This is a genomic window from Albibacterium bauzanense (assembly GCF_004339765.1).
GTDB lineage: Bacteria > Bacteroidota > Bacteroidia > Sphingobacteriales > Sphingobacteriaceae > Albibacterium > Albibacterium bauzanense.
Window position 1 is genome coordinate 700,078 of the sequence record NZ_SMGO01000001.1, and the last position, 21,284, is coordinate 721,361.

Genomic DNA, 21,284 nt, shown 5'->3' on the forward strand with positions numbered 1-21,284 from the left:
TACCTTCGCAAAGGTAAAGAATGTATTCCAAAATTTTCTGAATTCTATCTTATGTCAATTATATTTATGGGTACTCCTGAATTTGCAGTTGCTTCTTTGCAAGCCTTACTGAAAGCAGGAGAGAAGGTTGTTGCCGTAGTTACTGCTCCTGATAAACCAGCAGGAAGAGGTCAAAAGATTCAAGAATCTGCTGTAAAAAAGTTTGCTTTAGAAAACAATTTACCTGTATTACAGCCAACAAACTTAAAAGATCCTGATTTTATAGAGCAGTTAAGAAGCTACAAAGCAGACCTGCAAGTGGTAGTCGCTTTTAGAATGCTACCCGAAGCTGTTTGGGATATGCCTCCAAAAGGAACTATAAATCTACATGCATCTCTTCTACCGCAATATCGTGGCGCAGCGCCAATAAATCATGCCATTATGAATGGTGAAACAGAAAGCGGTGTAAGTACTTTTTTATTGCAGCATGAAATCGATACTGGGAATATTCTCTTTAGTGAGAAAACACCAATTCTACCCGATGATACTGCGGAAGACCTCCACGATAAACTAATGAATATTGGTGCTCAATTGTTGGTTAAAACAGTTCGTGCTATTTATGAAGGCAATATTGAAGGGACACCACAACCTGAAAACAATGATTTAAAAACTGCACCAAAAATCCATAAAGAAGACTGTCGCATCAATTGGGATCGTTCAGTTCAGGAAGTTTATAATTTGATTAGAGGATTAAGCCCATACCCTACAGCATTTACACTTCTCGAAGGGAAGATCCTAAAAATATATAAAGCAAAACCAGAGTTTATTCAAGTTAATGAAAAACCAGGAACACCTTTAAGCGACAGCAAAACCTATCTGAAATTTGCATGCAAAGACGGGTATATCCATATTATGGATCTGCAAATTCAAGATAAAAAAAGAATGAGTATCTCTGATTTTCTCAGAGGTTTTCGATTAAAGTGATTTAGCCTCTTCCGCGATCTTTCTTTGCCATTGTTCATATTTTTGCCACAGATCCTTAGATAAACGGTTGAAATACCTTTTTTTCTTGTAGCCTAAAACACACTGCATACCATGCACTGCATTGGTTAAGAAAATCTCTTCTGCTTCATTCAAAATCTGTGGATTAATCTGAGCTTCAATAATTTCTATCTCATTCTCTTTGGCAAAATCAAGGATAGAACGACGCATTACTCCATCTACACAACCTTCGCTTAAAGCAGGAGTATAGAGCATGCCATTATACCACACAAAGATATTTGAGCTAGATGACTCCACTAAAAAACCACTTTCATTTATTAGTAAAACATCATCAAACGCGTGTTTTTTACGATAAGCGCCTGCTAATACATATAAAATTGCATTACTGGATTTTATATTAGAAAGTGAATTCTGAGGTTTACGATGATCAGAAAATATGTCAATAATCAACCCAGACTGATTATTAACATTTATCTTTTTGTCTAACTTAGTTACCTCTATTATATAAGCCGATTGATTAGTTTGTGGAGTATATAAACCTTCCCCATCACGAAATACAGAAAAACGTATTCTACATTCATTCTCTATTAATTGATTTTTCTCAAGCAAAGATGTAACTCTCCGACGAATAAAAGTACTATCAAATAGCTTTCCTCCTTCTATTTTCAAGATATCCATACTTTTTATTAAACGCTCAGCATGATAGTTCAAAAGTTGAATATCTCTATTTTCCCAACGCATTGTTTCAAATAAGCCATCTCCATAACGAAAGCCTCGGTTAGTTGCATGAAATATAGCTTCTTCCGTATGATGAAAGCGACCGTTAAAATCTAAAAAGCGGCTCTGATTCATTAACTCTATATAAACTGATTTAATAATTTCTTACTTATTCCCTTCGTGATCATATTGAACATATGACCGCCATTTCTCCAAACATAAACGAAAATCTTCTGGTAATGGTTTATCAAACGCAATCTTTTTTTTACTCGTTGGATGTGTAAAACCAATTATTTGAGCATGTAACGCCTGTCTGGGCAATAAGGCAAAGCAATTATCAACAAACTGTTTATACTTAGAAAAAACCGTTCCCTTAACTATTCTATCTCCTCCATACATTGCATCATTAAATAAAGGATGGCCAATCGACTTTAAATGAGTACGGATTTGATGAGTTCTTCCTGTCTCTAATTGACACTCTATTAAAGTTACATAACCAAGTCGTTCAAGCACTTTATAATGAGTAACTGACCACTTACCTTGGTCTTCAGAATCATACATAGACATTACACGCCGATCTTTTAAGCTTCTGCCTATATATCCGGTAATAGTTCCATCTTCTGTAATATCTCCCCATACTAAAGCCACATATTTTCTTTCTATACTATGATCGAAAAACTGCTTAGCCAAATTAGTCATTGTCCACTCATTTTTTGCAATAACCAATAAACCACTCGTGTCTTTATCGATACGGTGTACTAAACCGGGTCTGCCATCATTACCTGGCATCTGAGGCAATGAATTAAAATGATATGTCAACGCATTAACAAGCGTTCCGGTATAGTTATTATAACCAGGGTGCACAACCATTCCAGCAGATTTATTGACAATCAATAAGTCATCATCCTCATAAATAATATCCAATGGAATATTCTCTGGATAAACTTCTGTATCTCGTGGAGGATGAGGAAAAACGACAGAAATGACATCCTCAGGCTTTATTCTATAACTAGCCTTAACCTCTTTTTCATTAACCAGCACATTACCTGCATCAATTGCATTTTGGATCCGATTCCTTGAAGCATTTTCAACGCGATTCATTAAAAATTTATCAATGCGGAGAGGTGTCTGACCCTTATCCACTATTATTCGTAAGTGCTCAAATAAATCCTGATCGCCGTTATCCTGTGGATTAAGTTCATCTATCATAATTGCAAAAATAACATATGTTATGCAAACGCTCTAGAAATACTTAGTTTTATGAAAAAAAACATCATATCGTCTAAATGGAATTTAATTTTGATTTTTTTAGTCCGGAACAATCTCTGATTTCACCATTAGGTGAAGAAAAAGGAATTAAAATATTCATTAAGCGGGACGATATGATTCATCCTTATATTTCAGGTAATAAATGGAGAAAGTTAAAATACTTACTTATTAAAGCCAGAGATCAAAATAAGAATCATTTGGTAACATTTGGTGGTAATTGGTCTAACCATATATTAGCAACTGCCGCTGCTGCTGCACAATTTAAATTTAAAAGTACTGCATATATCAGAGGAGAGAAAGTAGACAACTCTATTTTAAGTTTATGTAAGTTATTTGGCATGAATATTCATTTCGTTACACGAGATGAATACAAAAATAAAGAAGAATTATTTCAAAAATATCATGATAATGATCCATCATCTTTTTTCATAAATGAAGGAGGATATTCTATTGAGGCCGTCAAAGGTTGCGAAGAGATTATATCTGAATTAACAGAAAGATACGATCATATTTTTGCAGCTTGTGGAACAGGTGCAACCTTAGCTGGCTTAGCAAAAGGTGCAAGTAAATTTCAACCCAACGCTCATATCCACGGGATTCCTGTTTTAAAAGGTGGAGATTTTATTGAGACTGCTGTTCACAACCTTTGTCCGGAAGTAAAAATAAACCTTCATACTGATTACCACTTTGGAGGCTATGCTAAAACCAAACCTGAACTAATTGAGTTTATAAAAAATTTTTGCAAGGATACTGGTATCTTGATTGAACCTGTTTATACAGGAAAGCTATTCTTTGCTGTGATGGATTTAATTTCAAAAAACCACTTTAAAAAAGGAGAACATATTTTAATTTTACATAGTGGCGGACTAACAGGATTTCTAGGTCAACAAGCAAAATTTTAGTACTTTTGCAGCACATTTCCCCCATTAGGAAAGTTCAAAAATATCATTAAGATATGCTCAGCACTTCTGGAACTAGTAGATATAACAAAGATGAATAAAGTAAATAAAAAGCGTTGGATTTGGTTTGGCTTTGTAGTTGTGTTAATTTTGATCGTTATCATTAGCGACTCTTCATTATTAACAAATTCGCAAAAGATAAGAGGTGGGTTTACTGAAACTGCTTTTTACAGAAATGAAAACAATTCGGGTCCGGTAATTCGTGTATATGCTGTGAAAGTAGACAGCCCTTTGGTTGCTGATTATGATTCTTACGGAAATTCTATGCCCCATACGGAACATGGTATCACAAAAATATTTTTCTTTGATGCTAAAAGTGGTGCTCCCGACAAATTAACAATGAACTCTCCTCATTATGACACGACACAATATAGAACAATCTGGGTTTTTCAGAAGAATGCCGTCGGTAGGGTAACTGAGGAATAACAAATTAGACGAAAGCACTATAACCCGTTATAGCTCTACCAACGATTAAGGAATTGATTTCTTTGGTTCCTTCATACGAATAAATAGCTTCTGCATCGGCAACAAAACGTGCTACATTATATTCCATTAAAATGCCATTTCCACCCATGACTTCACGTGCTCTACTAACGATATCACGCATTCTTAAAGTACAAAACACTTTAGCTAATGAAGCATGCTCATCTTTTAATAAGTCATTATCTTGTAACTCTGATAACCGGTAAACCAATGTCTGCATAGCAGTAAGATTAGATAACATTTCAACTAAATGATTTTGAATCAATTGAAATGATGCAATCGGTTTTCCAAATTGTTCACGTTTGCGGGTATAATCTAATGCATTTTCATAAGCTCCTCGTGCACAACCAACTGCCATCCATGCAACCCCTGCCCTGGTCATTCTCAATACATTTGCTGTATCCTTAAAAGAATTAGCTAGAGGTAACCGATCAGATTCTTGAACAATACAATTTTCAAGGGTTATTAATCCATTCTGGACGATACGCAAAGACAATTTACCTTTTATCTTTTCAACGTGATACCCCGGAGTTCCTTTTCTTACTAAAAAACCCTTTACTTGATTATCTTCTATATCTCTGGCCCAAATAATAGTTACATCAGAAAAAGGAGCATTACCAATCCACTTCTTCTGTCCATTAAGAACCCAGCCTTCTTCTGTTTTCTTTGCTGTTGTTGTTAAACCTCCGGCAGCTCCTGATCCTACCTCTGGTTCAGTGAGTCCGAATGCCCCGATCTTTTTTAATTGCTGTAATTGAGGCAACCATTCATTCTTTTGTTCTTCAGAACCACAAAGATAAATAGAGCCCATAACTAACCCGCTTTGAACACCAAAAAAGGTAGCTATCGATGAGTCAATCCTTGCCATTTCCATAGCAATGATACCTTCCATTAAAAAAGACAAATTCGGACAACCATAACCTTCATAAGTAACACCGCATAGATTCAATTCAGTGAACTTAGGTAATATCTCAAAAGGAAATTCATCATTTAACCAATACTTATTGACTAAAGGTTTAATTTCACTTTCCATAAAGTTTCTAACCTTAAATTGAATAGCTCTCTCCTCTTCTGTTAAACGAAGATGTACTTCATAAAAATCACCATTGATTACTGGCAGTTCACGAGTTCCTTTATCTGACTGAAGCATTTTCATTAATCCGGATAACTGATTATCATCTAGATTCGAAAAGCCTGCCAATGCCTTAGGAAGGTCTACCTTTTCGGATAGTTTATTTAATTGATCAAAGTCAATCTGCTTTAATAATTTAAAAGCACTTTTAATCTTAGAAAAAGCAGTGGCCATAATTATGTGTACTAGTTGAACTATTTCATTTTATAGTAAATCAGATAAATTATTTACTCCCAATAATCTTCGGCAGGTAAAACCCTCTGCATATCTTGCTTGAATATTTTTACCAAACTCAATTGCACGACTCTCTATAACTTCTAAAAATTCAGGTCTGGATATATAGGTCTGAGGTTCATTCTCATTATATTCTGGATTGAAGAATTGAGTTTTATAGGCTTGTATAACTTTTATTTTTTGGTCCCAATATTCACTTATATCAACTACGATATCAGGTTTTATATAATAATCTTGTATAAGTTGTAATAATAATCTTGTACGATGAATATCCTGTTCTACATCTTTGTCATAGGTTGCGATTTTACGCAAACCAGCTAAAAACACAGCATCATTTATAAGATCACCAGCACGTCCATGATCAGGATGTCTATCACGCAGTGCATTAGAAATAATTATTTCAGGTTTATATTTCCGAATCGCTGAAATCACCTTCAATTGGTGTTCTTCGTCATTGCGAAAAAAACCATCCCTCATTTTCAAGTTTTCACGAACCTTCACCCCTAGTAATTCTGCAGCGTTAGTTGCTTCCTCATGACGGGTTTCTGCTGTACCTCTGGTACCTAATTCACCTTGCGTTAAATCAATTATTCCTACCTTTTTGCCAGCAGCAATATGTTTAAGGATTGTGCCTGCACAACCTAATTCTGCATCGTCTGGATGCACAGTTATGACTAATAAATCTAGTTTTAGATCTAAGCTTTCTGATTTCATATAGTATTAAAGATAAAGTATTCGATACAAATTCGAATACAAAGAAAGTCGAAATTAATAAAATCGGTACATACTATCCGAACTCCGGATAATATTTTCAATATCACGATCAACTACTGGATCGTATTCGTTTTTTAAATTATGACCAAAAACTCGTGCTAAAGACTGATAAAAGAAAGCAGGAACTCCTCCTTTTAACTCCTTAACCAACTCATAACTTGTATTTCCTGTTTGACGATCGATTAATTTTAGCAATATTTCACCTTGAGAAATTGTCATATTCTTAATCTCTTTATAAAACATATCTTTAATATCCTTCTCACATTGCTTTATTAATCTTTTCTTCTCTTTCCGGTCACCAGTTAAAGCTAAATCACGGTAAAGCTGGTCATATTTTTGTTGAGCAATCCTTGCATAAGGCAACACCTTCAACACATTATATCTCAATCTATTAAAGGCTAATCGATCTGCTTCTGTCCGAAAAGTACGTTGCCCATATATATTCACTACCCGAAGCAAAATCCAAGGCACTCGTTCTCCATCTAGCAATGTTGTTGGAACATTCATCGCTACTGATGGCATTTCAAAACGCTCTTCCTCTTCTTGTGCATGTAGCACAAATCCACAAAAAAGTAACGGAAATGTTAAATAAAATGCTAAAAATTTCATATATTTAACTAAGCTAAACTCACGACTAATTTATGAAAAATTTGTTTCAATAAATAATATTAGTCGCTGAAGGAAGAGAAAGAAGAGAATAGAAGTATGAAGGAAATAGTAATCGATTTAGAGTCGGAAAAAAAAGAAATTCTAAAGCGATATCGCGCATTATTAAGGGCTTGCAAACCAACAATGCAAAAAGGCGACAAGCAAATGATTCGAAAAGCTTTCGATATAGCTCTGGAGAGTCATAGTGATATGCGAAGAAAATCTGGCGAGCCATATATTTATCACCCAATTGCTGTGGCTCAGATCGCAGCAGAAGAAATCGGTTTAGGAACTACATCTATTGTATGCGCTTTATTACACGATGTAGTAGAGGATACAGATGTGTCCTTATTAGATATTGAACTCATATTTGGAAAAAAGGTTAGTAAGATTATTGATGGATTAACCAAGATCTCCGGAATATTTGACCCTAACAGTTCAATACAAGCTGAGAATTTTAGAAAAATGCTGCTTACACTGGCAGATGATGTCCGTGTTATATTAATTAAACTGGCTGATCGCTTACACAATATGCGAACCATGGAGTTTATGCCTCGGGATAAGCAATTAAAGATAGCATCTGAAACTAGTTATTTGTATGCTCCACTTGCACATAGACTAGGTTTATATGCCATCAAATCTGAGTTGGAAGATCTTTCAATGAAGTATACAGATCCTGATACTTATAAATTCATTGCCCGAAAATTAAACGAAAAAAAGGCAGAACGTGAGCGCTATGTTGCTGAATTCGTTGAACCTATAGAGGAAATATTAACCGATCAAGGTATTGATGCTAAAGTATTCGGACGGTCGAAATCCATTCATTCCATCTGGAATAAGATGCGTAAAAAATCAACTCCTTTTGAGGAAGTCTACGATTTATTCGCAATTCGGATTATCATTGACTCTCAACCGGAGTTTGAAAAGGCAGATTGCTGGAAAGCCTATTCGATTGTAACCGACCTTTACCGACCAAATCCAGACCGACTAAGAGACTGGATATCTTCTCCAAAAGGAAATGGATACGAGTCCTTACATACCACTGTAATGGGCCCTAAGGGCCAATGGGTAGAAGTGCAGATCCGAACAACACGAATGAACGAGATTGCTGAAAAAGGATTTGCTGCACATTGGAAATATAAAGAGTCTAACCCAGATAGTGGCTTGGATCAATGGATACAAAAAGTACGAGATATTTTAAGTAGCCCAGAGAGTAATGCTCTTGATTTTGTTGCCGATTTTAAAATGAATCTCTTCTCTGATGAGATATTCATCTTCACTCCAAAGGGCTCATTGATTCAATTACCGCAAGGTGCAACGGCTCTTGATTTTGCCTTCGAAATCCACTCAGATTTAGGTGCAAGTTGTATTGGAGCAAAAGTAAATCATAAGCTTGTCCCAATCTCACATATTCTTCAAAACGGCGATCAGGTAGAGATCATTACATCAACCAAACAATCTCCTAAAGAAGACTGGTTGAACTTTGTAGTAACAGCCAAAGCTAAATCTAAAATAAAATCATCTTTAAAAGAAGAAAAGAGAAAAGTAGCAGAAGACGGCAAAGAGATTCTAGAGCGCAAATTAAAATCTCTTAAAGTAACTTACAATACTGATAATCTAAATAAACTTACTCAGTTCTTTAAGCTCTTCTCCACTCAGGATTTATTTTATAACATAGCTAAAGGAGAAATTGATGTAAAAGATTTACGAGAGTTTGCACTTGCCGAAAAATCTGTAGATTCTGTTAATTCCAATCACTTCGACTCTCACGTTGAGGGACTCGTTAGGAAAATTAATAAAAGAGATCAAGAAACATTATTAATTGGAGACGATCTTCAAAAAATAGACTATACACTTTCTCCTTGTTGTAATCCAATTCCTGGCGATGATGTATTCGGATTTGTGACTATAAATGATGGCATTAAAATCCATCGAAACAACTGTCCAAATGCAGCTTCATTAATGGCAAACTATGCTTATAGAGTTGTCAAAGCAAAATGGACATCACAAAAAGAATTAGCATTTCTGACAGGCCTATCAATATTAGGCATCGACGATGTTGGATTGGTAAACCGGATAACAAAAGTTATATCAGAAGACTTCAAAATTAATATCCGCTCCATTACAATCTCAAGCAATGAAGGTATTTTTGAAGGATGTATCATGATTTATGTCAATAGCACTGATCATTTAGAAAGGTTAATTAAAAGATTAAAACAAATAAAAGGGATTACCGGAGTCAATCGTTTTGAATCAGAAATAGTATCTTAAAACTGTGCAATGATAAATCAGTTGTTTAAAAAGATATCAATTCAGCGAATTTTCCGCATTTCAATTTTTTTTGGGTAAATTTGTTCCTTTAAGAAAAACAAATGACTGCACAAGACTCATTTCAAGTGGTAAAGAAAATTTTCGAGGCCTATCTCGAAAATAAAAGTTTAAGGAAAACACCTGAACGTTTTGCCATACTTGAAGAAATTTATTCTAGAAACGACCATTTTGATGTGGAATCATTATATATCCACATGAAAAATAAGAAATACAGAGTTAGTCGCGCTACTGTATACAACACTCTTGAATTATTAGTTTCATGTGACTTGGTGAAAAAACATCAATTTGGGAAAAATATGGCCCAATTTGAGAAGTCCTATGGCTTTAAACAACACGATCACGTTATTTGTATTGAATGCAGTAAAGTTGTGGAATTCTGTGACCCCCGTATCCACCAAATTCAATCCATGATTGGTGAACTATTAAATTTCGACATTAAGCATCATTCATTAAACCTATATGGTATTTGTAGTGCTTGTGCTTCAAAACGCAATAAAGAAGAGCAATCACTTCTAAGTAAAGGTTCTCTTAATCATATAAATGATTAACAAATACTATTAAATATTTAATTTTCACTTTCTATAAAAAAAATTATGCAAGTTGATATACTTTTGGGTCTTCAATGGGGCGACGAAGGTAAGGGAAAGATTGTTGATGTCCTATGTCCTCAATATGATCTGATAGCACGTTTTCAAGGTGGCCCAAATGCTGGCCATACATTAGAATTCGACCAACAGAAATACGTATTAAACACCATTCCATCCGGAATATTTAATGACAGAATCTTAAATGTAATTGGTAACGGAGTAGTGATTGACCCAATTATCTTAAAGAGAGAAATTGATAGTCTAAAAAAGAACGGTTTTGACCCCGTTGCTAAAGGAAAACTGGTAATTGCAAGAAAAGCTCACCTTATCTTGCCTACTCATCAACTATTAGATGCAGCTTCAGAATCAAAAATGGGTGATGGTAAGATTGGATCTACGTTAAAAGGTATAGGTCCTACATACATGGATAAAACCGGCAGAAATGGTTTACGTGTTGGAGATACCACATTGCCTGATTTTCAAACACGTTATAATAAGCTTGTTGAAAAGCATAAATCTATTCTATCTCATTATGGAGATATCCCTGATTTTAGTGAAAAAGAAAAACAATTTTTTGAGGCAATAGAATTCCTAAAAACTATTCCTCATGTAGATAGTGAACATCTAATAAATAAAGCATTACAAGATGGCAAGAAAGTTTTAGCCGAAGGTGCTCAAGGCACATTGCTTGATATAGATTTTGGTTCTTATCCATTCGTAACATCATCTAATACAACTTCTGCTGGAGCCTGTATTGGTTTAGGAGTAGCTCCTCAAAAGATCGGCAGCGTTATCGGCATCTTCAAGGCTTACTGTACACGTGTTGGCAGCGGCCCATTTCCTACAGAGCTTGACAATGAAATTGGTGAAAACTTAAGACAAATCGGCCACGAATTCGGTGCTACTACTGGTAGAGCGAGACGAACAGGCTGGATTGATATCCCTGCTTTAAAGTATGCCATCATGTTAAATGGAGTTACTGAATTAGTAATGACAAAGGCCGATGTATTAAGTGGCTTTGATGAAATAAGTGTTTGTACACATTATATTCAAAGTGGCGAGAAGATCGATTATATGCCATATGATATTATCTCTATTAAACCAGAGCCTGTCATCGAAAATTTACCAGGGTGGAAAGAAGATATAACCAAAATAACTTCAATAGAAGAAATTCCTGAGGCCTTGAAAAGTTATATTAGCTATTTAGAGGAGAAATTAAACGTACCTATAAAATATCTTTCAGTAGGTCCTGACCGTGTACAAACTCTAATTCTAAAATAATTACAGTAAATAAATAGATTCGTGATTTACGAACCTTCAAATATTGATTTATTTAAAGAAAAAGCCCAATTATGGGCTTCTTCTTTTTCTACCGTTTGCATATTAGATTCAAATAACTATAGTGATCCATTCGGTTCAATATCTTTAATGATTGCAGTTGGAAAAACATCAGAATTCAAGTCCGACAAACTACAAGACTTTAAAGATTTACAGAACTTCCTCAATAAACATCCTGAAGAAATTATTCCTGGTTATTTAACTTATGACCTTGAAGCCTACTTCTTTATTCCTAACTACCTATTAACTTTCAAGAAAGGTAAAGTAGAAATAAAAGCTACTGATCCATATGCAATTATTAATGCAATAGAGTTGATAGATATTAAAGTGGAAGCTATTAATTTCCATGGTACTATAAAAAACCGGATGTCTCGCCAGGAATATGGAACTGCTTTCCAAAAACTTCAAGAACATATCTTTAAAGGAGATATATACGAAATAAATTTATGTCAGGAATTTTATTCTGAGAATTCAAGTCTTAATTGCTTCGCTGCTTATAAAGAATTAAATTCCATATCGCCTACTCCTTTTTCGTGTTTTCTGAAGCATGAAAACAATTTCATTATATCTGCTTCTCCTGAACGTTTCCTCTCAAAAAAGGGTGAAAAATTAATATCTCAACCTATTAAAGGAACGGCACCAAGAGGAAAAACACCAGAAGAAGATAATGAAATAAAGAACAGACTAAAAAATGACCTGAAAGAAATCAGCGAAAACATAATGATCGTTGATTTAGTCAGAAATGATTTAACTAGAAGTGCTAAAGCAGGAACTGTCAAAGTAGAAGAACTGCTGGGATTATATAGTTTCAAACAGGTTCATCAACTCATATCAACCATTAGTTGCACCATTAAACCAGGAATAGAGTCAACAACTACAATCCAAAACACTTTCCCTCCTGGGTCAATGACAGGCGCGCCAAAAATAAGTGCAATGAATCTAATAAGTCAATATGAAAAAGGAAACCGTGGCTTATATGCTGGATCCATTGGGTACTTCAATGGAAATAACGACTTTGATTTCAATGTCGTTATTCGCACATTAATACATAATTCTGAAACAGGATATCTATCTTTCCATGTCGGAGGAGCAATTACAGCTTATGCAAATGAAAATGCAGAATATCAGGAATGCTTACTAAAGGCTTCTGCTATAAACAAGTTACTTTCCTAAAATATCCTCCAATTCTCAATTAATTCGCTTTATAATACTTCATCGCTTCGGGAATTAACTTTTTAATATCATTAATTCTGCGTGCATCACTAGGGTGTGAACTCAAAAACTCGGGTGGAGCTCCAGATCCTTCTTTAGCATTCATCATTCTGGTCCAGAAGTTAACGGCTTCATTTGGATTATATCCGGCCATTGCCATAAAAATAAGACCCATTCTATCTGCTTCAGACTCTTGATTGCGAGAATAGTTTAAGATAGCTAATTGACCTCCAATACCGTAAAGCTGATTTATCACTGCTTGTGACTTACCCGATGAAGCAGCACCAATCAGAGTACCACCACCTTGTGCCAAAGCCATTTGAGAGGCTCGTTCAGCAGAGTGTTTTGCTATTGCATGAGCAATCTCATGACCCATAACTGCGGCTAAACCACTCTCATTTGCAGTAACTGGTAATATACCAGAAAAGACCGCTACCTTTCCTCCGGGCATACACCATGCATTAATATTTTTGTCTTTTATCAATGCAAACTGCCAGTCAAAGTTATATTGACTACCCATCCCATTATTATTAAAATATGTAGTAATGGCACGTGAAATTCTTTGTCCAACCCGTTGAACTTCATTTGCATCCGCGGTTCCAGTTATTACCGTAGTTTGAGGGCTCTTTAAAAACTGAGTATAAGCAAGTGCTGCCTCCTGTCTCAAACTACTATCATCTACCAGGCTCAATTGTTTTCTACCGGTAAAAGGAACAGTAGAGCATGCTGTTATAAAACTCATTAAGAGCAAGCCGGCAGTTATCTTAGGCAGGTTTTTCATCTGATTATTTATTTAATATATAACAATAAAAAAGCAATTAACATGCCAGTACAGCAAACAACCGTATTATTTATGTTTAAATAAATAAACCTTAGATTCTTTTCCTTTTAGTAAACGTTCAATATTTTTTTGATGAGTTATCAGAACCAATACGCATATACAAATACCATAAAGGAGAATAGATTTTATAGGAGTATGAAAAACCACCGAAACACTAAAAGGGAATGCAAATCCTGCACAAATAGAGCTTAAAGAGACGTATTTAAAGAGCAATAATAGGATGATGAATACTGCAACACAAACCATTGCTGCTTCAAAATGAATAGCCAGTATCATCCCAAATAAGGTCGCTACTCCTTTTCCTCCACGAAAACCAGCAAACACAGGAAATAAATGGCCTAATACAGCAATAACTCCTAAAATAAGTTGGTAATTTATAAATTGGATAGAACTTTGTGGCCCCGTAACAGAGATACCTATGAAATAGGCCAAATTGGTAGCAGTCCACCCCTTTAATATATCAATCAGCATGACAGCAGTTCCAGCCTTTGTACCTAAAACTCTGAACGTATTAGTTGCTCCGGCATTTCCACTACCGAACTCTCTCACATCAACCCTATAAAACGATTGCCCTAGCCAAACCGCTGTAGGTATTGATCCAAATAAATAAGCTGCTATCAGAGCTAAAATAGAAGAAATAGATATCATTAACTGCTACTTTTTCGAAAGGGTCTTTGCCAAATTGCTTTTAAGACTTATATCTATACTTTTTACGGAGTGTGTTAATGCCCCCATAGAAATAAAATCAACCCCACATGAAGCGTATTCAAAAGCATTTTCAAAAGTAATACCTCCTGATGCTTCAGTTACGAATCGTTTGTCAATTATTTGAACAGCTTCCTTCAATGTCTTAATATCAAAATTATCCAAAAGTATTCGCTCCACACCTCCATGTTCTAATACCTCATTCAGCTCATCAATACTTCTAACCTCTATTTCAATATCAATATTTTTTTTATGTTCTCTACGATATTTATTTGCTGCATCCAAAGCACTCTTTATTCCTCCAGCAAAATCAACATGGTTATCTTTAATTAATATCATATCATACAAACCAAATCGATGATTAACTCCCCCTCCAATACGAACAGCCTCCTTTTCTAAGAAACGAATACCCGGTGTCGTCTTCCTTGTATCCAAAACTCTTGTTCCGGTCTTTGAAAGCTGTTTAACAACTTTGTTTGTTACTGTTGCTATACCACTCATACGTTGCATAACATTTAAAACCAAACGTTCTGCTAATAGAATACTATGCACACTTCCATAAATCTCAATAACGATATCACCGGGATTTACTTCCTGACCATCCTCAAAAAATATAGTCAATTCTAACTCTGGATCAATTTCTTTGAATATAGCTTTAGCAACTTCAACTCCAGCCAGAATACCAGATTCCTTTATCAGGATATGAGCTTTTCCCTGTGCACCTTTCGGAATCGTAGACAATGAAGTATGGTCACCATCACCAACATCTTCACGAATTGCTAATTGAATAAATTGATGCATAGCATTCCTCTCTATTTGATCCATACTGTTAAATTTCCCCTCAAAAGTAAGAATTTGCCCTGAATTACCTTTAATATTTTCAAAAACTCGTTAACTAATCAATGGTTTTCTCTATCCTAATTTCCACAACCTGGGCTTTATTATCATTAATTCTAATAGAATAAGAAACCCGAAAATACCCCTTTATTGTATTCAGCTCAATTACTGCATGTTGATAGTTAGGGTTGCTGTCTAAACGATGAATGACCTTAGAGCCTGTAGGGGAATTCATCTTAAAGAATGATTCAAGAATGATTTCTGCCTGTACCTTGGAATATACATTATTGTCATTTAAAATCGACAAATTCACCGTTGGTGAGAAGTACTTAGAGATCTCTCTGGCGTTTCCCTGTCGAAATTGACCTGATAATTCTCCAATCAAATCGTTCCCGATTGAATTCGAAATACAAATAAATATAAAAGCAATGGATAAAATACAACTCTTCATTAATTATCCTGATTCAATTTAATATATCAATAATCATTTCTTACACTAAAAGGATGCCGAGAAATCAAATATAGAATATAATGCCCATTTAAAGAAAGATAAATAATTTCACCAACATTAAAATGCGCCATTATAATAGTCTTCTAATTATTCTTAAATTTGTATAATTGAGTCCACTTTTTGGATAAAGCATAATTCATAGAACTAAAATATAATTTTAATGCAAAAAGATAAAAAAGTAATGTTAATGATTCTCGATGGCTGGGGATTTGGTAAGCACGATAAAAGTAATGCTGTAGAAGCGGCGTCTACGCCATTCTTCAACTCTCTATTAAAAGAATATCCAAACTCTCGTCTACAAGCCTCCGGAGAATTCGTTGGGTTACCAGAAGGACAGATGGGTAATTCAGAGGTCGGACATATGAATCTAGGTGCAGGAAGAATTGTTTACCAAGAGCTGGGAAGAATAAACAAGACAATTACTGATAATGAATTAAAAGACAATCAAGTTTTAATTGATGCTTTTAATCATGCATTAAAAAACAATACTAATATTCACTTTATTGGATTATTATCTAATGGAGGAGTACATTCTCATTTCAATCATTTAATAGGATTGTGCGATGTAGCTAAAGATGCTGGCTTAAAGAAAGTATATGTTCATGCATTCCTTGATGGAAGAGATACAGACCCTCATTCAGGAAAAGAATTTCTTCAAACAGTAGAAGAAAAGATCTCAAATGGAGTTGGTGAAATAGTATCAGCAGTTGGCAGATATTATGCCATGGATCGAGACAACCGTTGGGAGCGTGTAAAAAAAGCATATGATTTATTAGTAGGTGGAAAAGGCCATCCTACCAAAAACATTATAGATTCTGTTCAGAACTCGTATGATGAAGGAATAACTGATGAGTTTGTAGAGCCTATAGTAAAAGTAAATAGCAATGGAGAACCAATTGCAACCATAAAAGATGGAGATGTAGTTATATGTTATAACTTTAGAACAGATCGTGCTCGTGAAATCACAACTGCATTAACACAAAAACCGCTGCCAGAATTCGGAATGCACCCACTAAATCTTCATTATGTAACCATGACTTCATATGATGAAACATTTAAAAACGTAAATGTTGTTTTCAGAAAAGACGATGTGGCTCAAACACTTGGAGAAGTTTTAGAACAAAATGGGAAAACTCAGGTTAGAATTGCAGAAACAGAAAAGTACCCTCACGTAACTTTCTTTTTCTCAGGTGGCAGAGAGAAAGAATTCATCAATGAACGCCGTCTTTTAGTACCTTCACCTAAAGTTGCTACATATGATCTGCAACCAGAGATGAGTGCCAATACTATCGCTGATACAATTTGTGAAGATATAAATTCTAATAAGCCAGATTTCATATGTCTAAATTTCGCAAACCCAGATATGGTGGGCCATACCGGAGTATTTCAAGCAGTAATAAAAGCAGTTGAAACTGTTGATCGCTGTAGTAAGCAAGTTATTGAGTGTGGTTTAGAAAACGGTTATTCTTTTATTATTCTCGCCGATCACGGTAATGCAGAATATATGATTAATGACGATGGAACTGTTAATACCGCTCATACTACCAATCTGGTACCTTGTATTTTGATAGATAAAGATTATAAATCAATCGCTGATGGAAAACTAGGAGATATTGCGCCAACAATATTAAAACTAATGAATGTTCCAATACCCGAAAAGATGACAGGGCTGCCATTAGTGTAGTTTAATAAATGGGTAGATGCTAAAGACTTTATTAAACAGTTTATATTTAATTTTATTTCTATTTAGTTCTTGTTCTCAGGTTGAAAATACGGAATCAACCGCTCTTACTTATTTTGACATTAAAAGCTATTTTCTAAATGAAGCCTCTAGATTATCTTCAAGAAAATCGGCTATTCTTAAAGAAGTAAGTAAAAACGAACAACAGGAAAGAAAAACTATTTTAATTAATGACTGGAAAAAAGAATTCGACCTTTTTATTGAATCTGATATTAATAAACCTTCTTGGACTTCAAGTTATAAAATTGAAATTAATGGCGATACTACTCTCTATCAAGCCTTAACTCCAGAATTACGAACACGTATGATTCAAGTTATCAAAGGCGGTAGTAAAATAAGATCTATTTCTATAAAGAATGAGTCGCTCAATAGACTTTACAAAAGCTATGAATCTCTTTCCTATTATCCGGACTCAATATATGTAATTGAAAAAGAGCAACAAGTACGCTTCTTGGGTAATAACAAATACAGAGTAACAGGTATTTTTACTGATTAAAATATCGTATAATTAAAAAGGCTAGCAACATAATTGTTGCTAGCCTTTTTAATTAATATCAAAATACGTTTATTCTCTATAAACTAGTTCTGTATACCTTAACCTTCTTCAATTCTAAATCTAAATCCTTCCTATTTGGATTTTTCTTCAATACAGTTTCTAAATCTTTAATGCAATTATCATATGACTCAACGGCAGCAGTCTTATTATAATTTTTTGAAGTACTTGTACCTATCAAATTACCTAGATCACGAAAAGCCATTGCTCTATTCTGATAAAGCTTAGCATCACTATCATTCATTTCAATAGCTTTACTATAATCACTAATACTTGCATGTAATAAATTGCTTCGTTGTTCATCGGTCAACTTAGACTCAGTATCTATGGCCAATGTATTTTGAGCTTTTGCACGATAGTAATATGCTGATACATCATTTGGTCTTCCTTTTATAACAGATGAAAACGACTTAGTAGCTCCAGTATAATCATTTGACTGATACTGAGAATAGCCTAACATATAAAGAATATCTAAATTTTGTGGATCTGACGGAAGCGCTTTTTCAAGATTAGTAACAGCGGCCTTAAAATCCCCATCAATCAATGCTTTCTGACCAAGCTTAACATAAGGGTTTGTATTATTATCGGCATTCTGCGCAAAAGCAGGAATACTTCCAATAACAAACAATCCTGCTATCACAACTTTTTTTACACTTAGGTGTACTTTATTCAATTTGACTCTCATATACAATTTTCTAATTTGGGATATAAACATAAAGTTAAGAAATCTTGTCAACAATAATTAAACTCATTTCTATCCTTTTTATTATGCCTAGTACAAAAACGGTACCGAAAATATAATTAAACAGAAATTCTGTCGCTTCCTGGTCGTCTCTCGAGATTGGCATAAGCCTTGCAGATATTACATTTACTATATGAATTAAAAAAAACCTAGTGTTGTTGCTGTCAATATGTCGCAAAATTATTAGGAACAAACTAAAATAAATGAGCAATTACAACCCTTTTGATTTCAGTCAGGTTCTACCCATTATAAATGAGGATACTGAATTTTTTCCTTTATTATCACAACACGATGAAGACGAAATGAGCGCTGCTGAAATGCCAGAAGTACTATCTATATTACCATTAAGAAATACCGTATTATTTCCTGGAGTTGTTATTCCTATAACTGTAGGTCGCGATAAGTCGATTAAATTAGTTAAAGATGCTTACAAGGGTGATAAAATAATTGGCGTCGTGTCTCAATTAAACATGGGCACAGAAGATCCTACTTTTGAAGAACTGAATAAAGTAGGAACGATAGCCAGTATTATCAAGATCCTTCAAATGCCTGACGGTAATACAACTGTTATTATTCAAGGAAAACAACGGATTGTCTTAAAAGAAGCTGTACAAACTGAACCTTACATTCGTGCTACAGTTGAACGTTTCAAAGAATCCAAGCATCGTGCTAACAAGGAATTCAATGCTTTATTAGCATCCATTAAGGAATTGGCGTTAGATATTATACGACTATCTCCTAACCTGCCAAGCGAGGCAGGAATAGCTATTAAAAATATTGAGAGCCCTGGTTTTCTAATCAACTTCATTTCTTCAAACATGAATGCTGATTTAGAATTCAAGCAAAGCTTATTAGAACTTCCAGGTTTAAAGGATCGGGCACAGAAAGTTCTCGAACAATTAATGGTAGAGCTACAGCTCTTAGAGCTAAAAAACCAAATCCAAAATAAAGTAAGAGGAGATTTAGATAAACAACAAAGAGAATATTTCTTAAATCAACAGTTAAAAACAATTCAAGAAGAACTTGGAGGAAACTCTCCTGATCTTGAAATTGAAGAACTTCAAAAAAGAGCCAAAGGGAAAAAATGGGGCGAAGAAGTTGCTATCCACTTTAAAAAGGAATTAGACAAACTTGCAAGAATCAACCCGGTAGCTGCAGATTATTCTATCCAATTAAACTATTTAGAAGTATTGCTGGATCTTCCCTGGAACTCTTTCACCAAAGATAAGTTCGATCTTAAAAGAGCGAAGAAAGTACTTGATAGAGATCATTATGGATTAGAAAAGGTAAAAAAACGTATTATCGAATACCTGGCTGTTTTAAAATTAAAACAAAACATGAAAGCTCCTATCCTTTGTCTGGTAGGCCCTCCAGGAGTAGGAAAAACATCTCTCGGAAAATCGATTGCCTCTGCTCTGGGAAGAAAATATGTTAGAATTGCATTAGGAGGTATTCATGATGAAGCAGATATTCGTGGTCACAGAAAAACCTATATCGGCGCAATGCCAGGTAGAATTATTCAATCATTAAAAAAGGCAAACACAGCTAATCCTGTATTTGTATTAGATGAAATTGATAAAGTTGGAAGCGACTTCCGTGGCGACCCTTCTTCTGCCCTTTTAGAAGTATTAGACCCAGAACAAAACAATGCATTTTATGATCATTACGTGGAAGTAGATTTTGACCTCTCAAATGTAATGTTTATTGCAACCGCAAACTCTTTAAATAATATTCAACCGGCATTATTAGACCGGATGGAAATTATTGAGGTAAACGGATATACAATTGAAGAAAAAATAGAAATTGCTAAAACCCACCTCTTACCAAAGCAAAAAGAACAACATGGTGTAAAACCAAAAGAAGTAACGCTTAAATCTTCCGTTATCGAGAAAATAATCGAAGACTACACTCGTGAATCAGGTGTTCGTGGATTAGAGAAAAAAATCGGCTCTGTAATACGAGGCGTAGCTACTCATATTGTAATGGAAGAACCTATCGGACCATCACTTTCTAACAATGATATAGAAGAAATTCTTGGTGCTCCTCTCTATGATAAAGATCTATACGAAAACAATGAAGTAGCAGGTGTGGTAACAGGGTTAGCCTGGACACAAGTTGGTGGAGATATCCTTTTTATAGAATCAAGCTTAAGCCCGGGTAAAGGGAAGCTAACTCTTACCGGAAACCTTGGTGATGTAATGAAAGAATCTGCTTCAATAGCTATGGCATACCTACGAGCTCATTCTAACGACATTGGTATAGACGCACATGTTTTTGATGAATGGGATGTGCACATTCACGTTCCGGCAGGCGCAACTCCTAAAGACGGACCGTCAGCAGGTGTTACTATGTTAACAGCATTAACATCTGTATTTACTCAACGAAAAGTTAAAAAGCATCTTGCCATGACAGGAGAGATTACCTTAAGAGGGAAAGTTCTACCTGTTGGAGGGATTAAAGAGAAAATACTTGCAGCAAAACGCGCGAATATCAAAGAAATCATTCTATCCAAGTCTAACAAGAAAGATATTTTAGAAATTAAAGAAAGTTATATAAAAGACCTGACTTTCCATTATGTTTCTGAGATGAATGAAGTGATCCAATTAGCCCTATTAAAAGAAAAGGTAAATAAACCTCTGGATCTTAGCCCTAAGGAAACAAAGTCTAAAGTATAGAAATCCCATTAAAA

20 protein-coding genes are annotated in these 21,284 nt (G+C 34.8%); 10 read left to right on the forward strand and 10 right to left on the reverse strand.

The genetic code is table 11. The features are described from left to right. The first annotated feature begins 51 nt into the window (after positions 1–51). Positions 52–963 carry a methionyl-tRNA formyltransferase gene (gene fmt, locus C8N28_RS03210; RefSeq protein ID WP_132221461.1) on the forward strand — a complete coding sequence of 304 codons (912 nt, stop codon included), beginning with the start codon at positions 52–54 and terminating at the stop codon, positions 961–963. Here fmt and C8N28_RS03215 read toward each other — a convergent pair. Further along, positions 955–1,833, reverse strand: a complete 879-nt coding sequence (locus tag C8N28_RS03215) for an aminotransferase class IV (protein ID WP_132221463.1) — start codon at positions 1,831–1,833, stop codon at positions 955–957. The two genes, fmt and C8N28_RS03215, sit on opposite strands and share 9 nt — an antisense overlap. Before the next feature lie 30 nt (positions 1,834–1,863). Next, positions 1,864–2,907, reverse strand: coding sequence for an RluA family pseudouridine synthase (locus C8N28_RS03220; protein WP_132221465.1), 1,044 nt, complete (start codon positions 2,905–2,907; stop codon positions 1,864–1,866). A gap of 77 nt (positions 2,908–2,984) precedes the next feature. Between C8N28_RS03220 and C8N28_RS03225 the strand changes: the two genes are divergently transcribed. Continuing rightward, positions 2,985–3,869: a 1-aminocyclopropane-1-carboxylate deaminase/D-cysteine desulfhydrase gene (locus tag C8N28_RS03225; RefSeq protein ID WP_132221467.1), complete on the forward strand. Its 885-nt coding sequence runs from the start codon at positions 2,985–2,987 to the stop codon at positions 3,867–3,869. A gap of 90 nt (positions 3,870–3,959) precedes the next feature. After that, positions 3,960–4,352, forward strand: coding sequence for a hypothetical protein (locus tag C8N28_RS03230; RefSeq protein ID WP_132221469.1), 393 nt, complete (start codon positions 3,960–3,962; stop codon positions 4,350–4,352). A gap of 4 nt (positions 4,353–4,356) precedes the next feature. Here C8N28_RS03230 and C8N28_RS03235 read toward each other — a convergent pair whose 3' ends face one another. From C8N28_RS03235 to C8N28_RS03245, 3 genes are read right to left on the reverse strand one after another with little or no spacing between them, the layout of a single operon-like run. Further along, positions 4,357–5,715, reverse strand: coding sequence for an acyl-CoA dehydrogenase family protein (locus tag C8N28_RS03235; protein WP_132221471.1), 1,359 nt, complete (start codon positions 5,713–5,715; stop codon positions 4,357–4,359). A gap of 30 nt (positions 5,716–5,745) precedes the next feature. Then, the gene (gene bshB1, locus C8N28_RS03240) at positions 5,746–6,489 is read right to left on the reverse strand and encodes a bacillithiol biosynthesis deacetylase BshB1 (RefSeq protein WP_132221473.1); all 744 of its coding nucleotides are present in this window, start codon (positions 6,487–6,489) and stop codon (positions 5,746–5,748) included. A gap of 54 nt (positions 6,490–6,543) precedes the next feature. Next, positions 6,544–7,158 carry a DUF4294 domain-containing protein gene (locus tag C8N28_RS03245; RefSeq protein ID WP_132221475.1) on the reverse strand — a complete coding sequence of 205 codons (615 nt, stop codon included), beginning with the start codon at positions 7,156–7,158 and terminating at the stop codon, positions 6,544–6,546. A gap of 96 nt (positions 7,159–7,254) precedes the next feature. Between C8N28_RS03245 and C8N28_RS03250 the strand changes: the two genes are divergently transcribed. The 4 genes from C8N28_RS03250 to C8N28_RS03265 all read left to right on the forward strand — a co-directional run bounded on the left by C8N28_RS03250 (position 7,255) and on the right by C8N28_RS03265 (position 12,626). After that, positions 7,255–9,468 (forward strand): RelA/SpoT family protein, encoded by a 2,214-nt coding sequence (locus C8N28_RS03250; protein WP_132221477.1) that lies wholly within the window; start codon positions 7,255–7,257, stop codon positions 9,466–9,468. Between the two features lie 101 nt (positions 9,469–9,569). Further along, a complete protein-coding gene (locus C8N28_RS03255) occupies positions 9,570–10,076 on the forward strand; it encodes a Fur family transcriptional regulator (protein WP_132221479.1) in 507 nt (168 codons plus the stop codon). 45 nt (positions 10,077–10,121) lie between these two features. After that, entirely contained in the window at positions 10,122–11,396 is a 1,275-nt protein-coding gene (locus C8N28_RS03260) for an adenylosuccinate synthase (RefSeq protein WP_132221481.1), read from the forward strand. 21 nt (positions 11,397–11,417) lie between these two features. Then, positions 11,418–12,626: an anthranilate synthase component I family protein gene (locus C8N28_RS03265; protein ID WP_317127308.1), complete on the forward strand. Its 1,209-nt coding sequence runs from the start codon at positions 11,418–11,420 to the stop codon at positions 12,624–12,626. Positions 12,627–12,645: 19 nt separating this feature from the next. Here the strand turns inward: C8N28_RS03265 and C8N28_RS03270 are convergent, their stop codons facing one another. The 4 genes from C8N28_RS03270 to C8N28_RS03285 all read right to left on the reverse strand — a co-directional run bounded on the left by C8N28_RS03270 (position 12,646) and on the right by C8N28_RS03285 (position 15,499). After that, on the reverse strand, positions 12,646–13,446 hold the full coding sequence (locus C8N28_RS03270) for a M48 family metallopeptidase (RefSeq protein WP_132221483.1): 801 nt from the start codon (positions 13,444–13,446) through the stop codon (positions 12,646–12,648). A gap of 66 nt (positions 13,447–13,512) precedes the next feature. Next, positions 13,513–14,154: a glycerol-3-phosphate 1-O-acyltransferase PlsY gene (gene plsY, locus C8N28_RS03275; protein WP_132221485.1), complete on the reverse strand. Its 642-nt coding sequence runs from the start codon at positions 14,152–14,154 to the stop codon at positions 13,513–13,515. 6 nt (positions 14,155–14,160) lie between these two features. Next, positions 14,161–15,036 (reverse strand): carboxylating nicotinate-nucleotide diphosphorylase, encoded by an 876-nt coding sequence (nadC, locus tag C8N28_RS03280; protein WP_132221487.1) that lies wholly within the window; start codon positions 15,034–15,036, stop codon positions 14,161–14,163. A gap of 70 nt (positions 15,037–15,106) precedes the next feature. After that, positions 15,107–15,499 (reverse strand): DUF4783 domain-containing protein, encoded by a 393-nt coding sequence (locus tag C8N28_RS03285; protein ID WP_132221489.1) that lies wholly within the window; start codon positions 15,497–15,499, stop codon positions 15,107–15,109. Positions 15,500–15,719: 220 nt separating this feature from the next. Between C8N28_RS03285 and gpmI the strand changes: the two genes are divergently transcribed. Together gpmI and C8N28_RS03295 are read left to right on the forward strand one after the other, a co-directional pair. Continuing rightward, a complete protein-coding gene (gene gpmI, locus C8N28_RS03290) occupies positions 15,720–17,243 on the forward strand; it encodes a 2,3-bisphosphoglycerate-independent phosphoglycerate mutase (protein ID WP_132221491.1) in 1,524 nt (507 codons plus the stop codon). Between the two features lie 16 nt (positions 17,244–17,259). Continuing rightward, positions 17,260–17,796, forward strand: a complete 537-nt coding sequence (locus tag C8N28_RS03295; protein WP_132221493.1) for a hypothetical protein — start codon at positions 17,260–17,262, stop codon at positions 17,794–17,796. 76 nt (positions 17,797–17,872) lie between these two features. Here C8N28_RS03295 and C8N28_RS03300 read toward each other — a convergent pair whose 3' ends face one another. Then, positions 17,873–18,538 (reverse strand): tetratricopeptide repeat protein, encoded by a 666-nt coding sequence (locus C8N28_RS03300; protein WP_165870292.1) that lies wholly within the window; start codon positions 18,536–18,538, stop codon positions 17,873–17,875. A gap of 260 nt (positions 18,539–18,798) precedes the next feature. Here C8N28_RS03300 and lon point away from each other — a divergent pair, with 260 nt between their 5' ends. Beyond that, a complete protein-coding gene (gene lon, locus C8N28_RS03305; RefSeq protein ID WP_132221497.1) occupies positions 18,799–21,270 on the forward strand; it encodes an endopeptidase La in 2,472 nt (823 codons plus the stop codon). Positions 21,271–21,284: the final 14 nt, after the last annotated feature.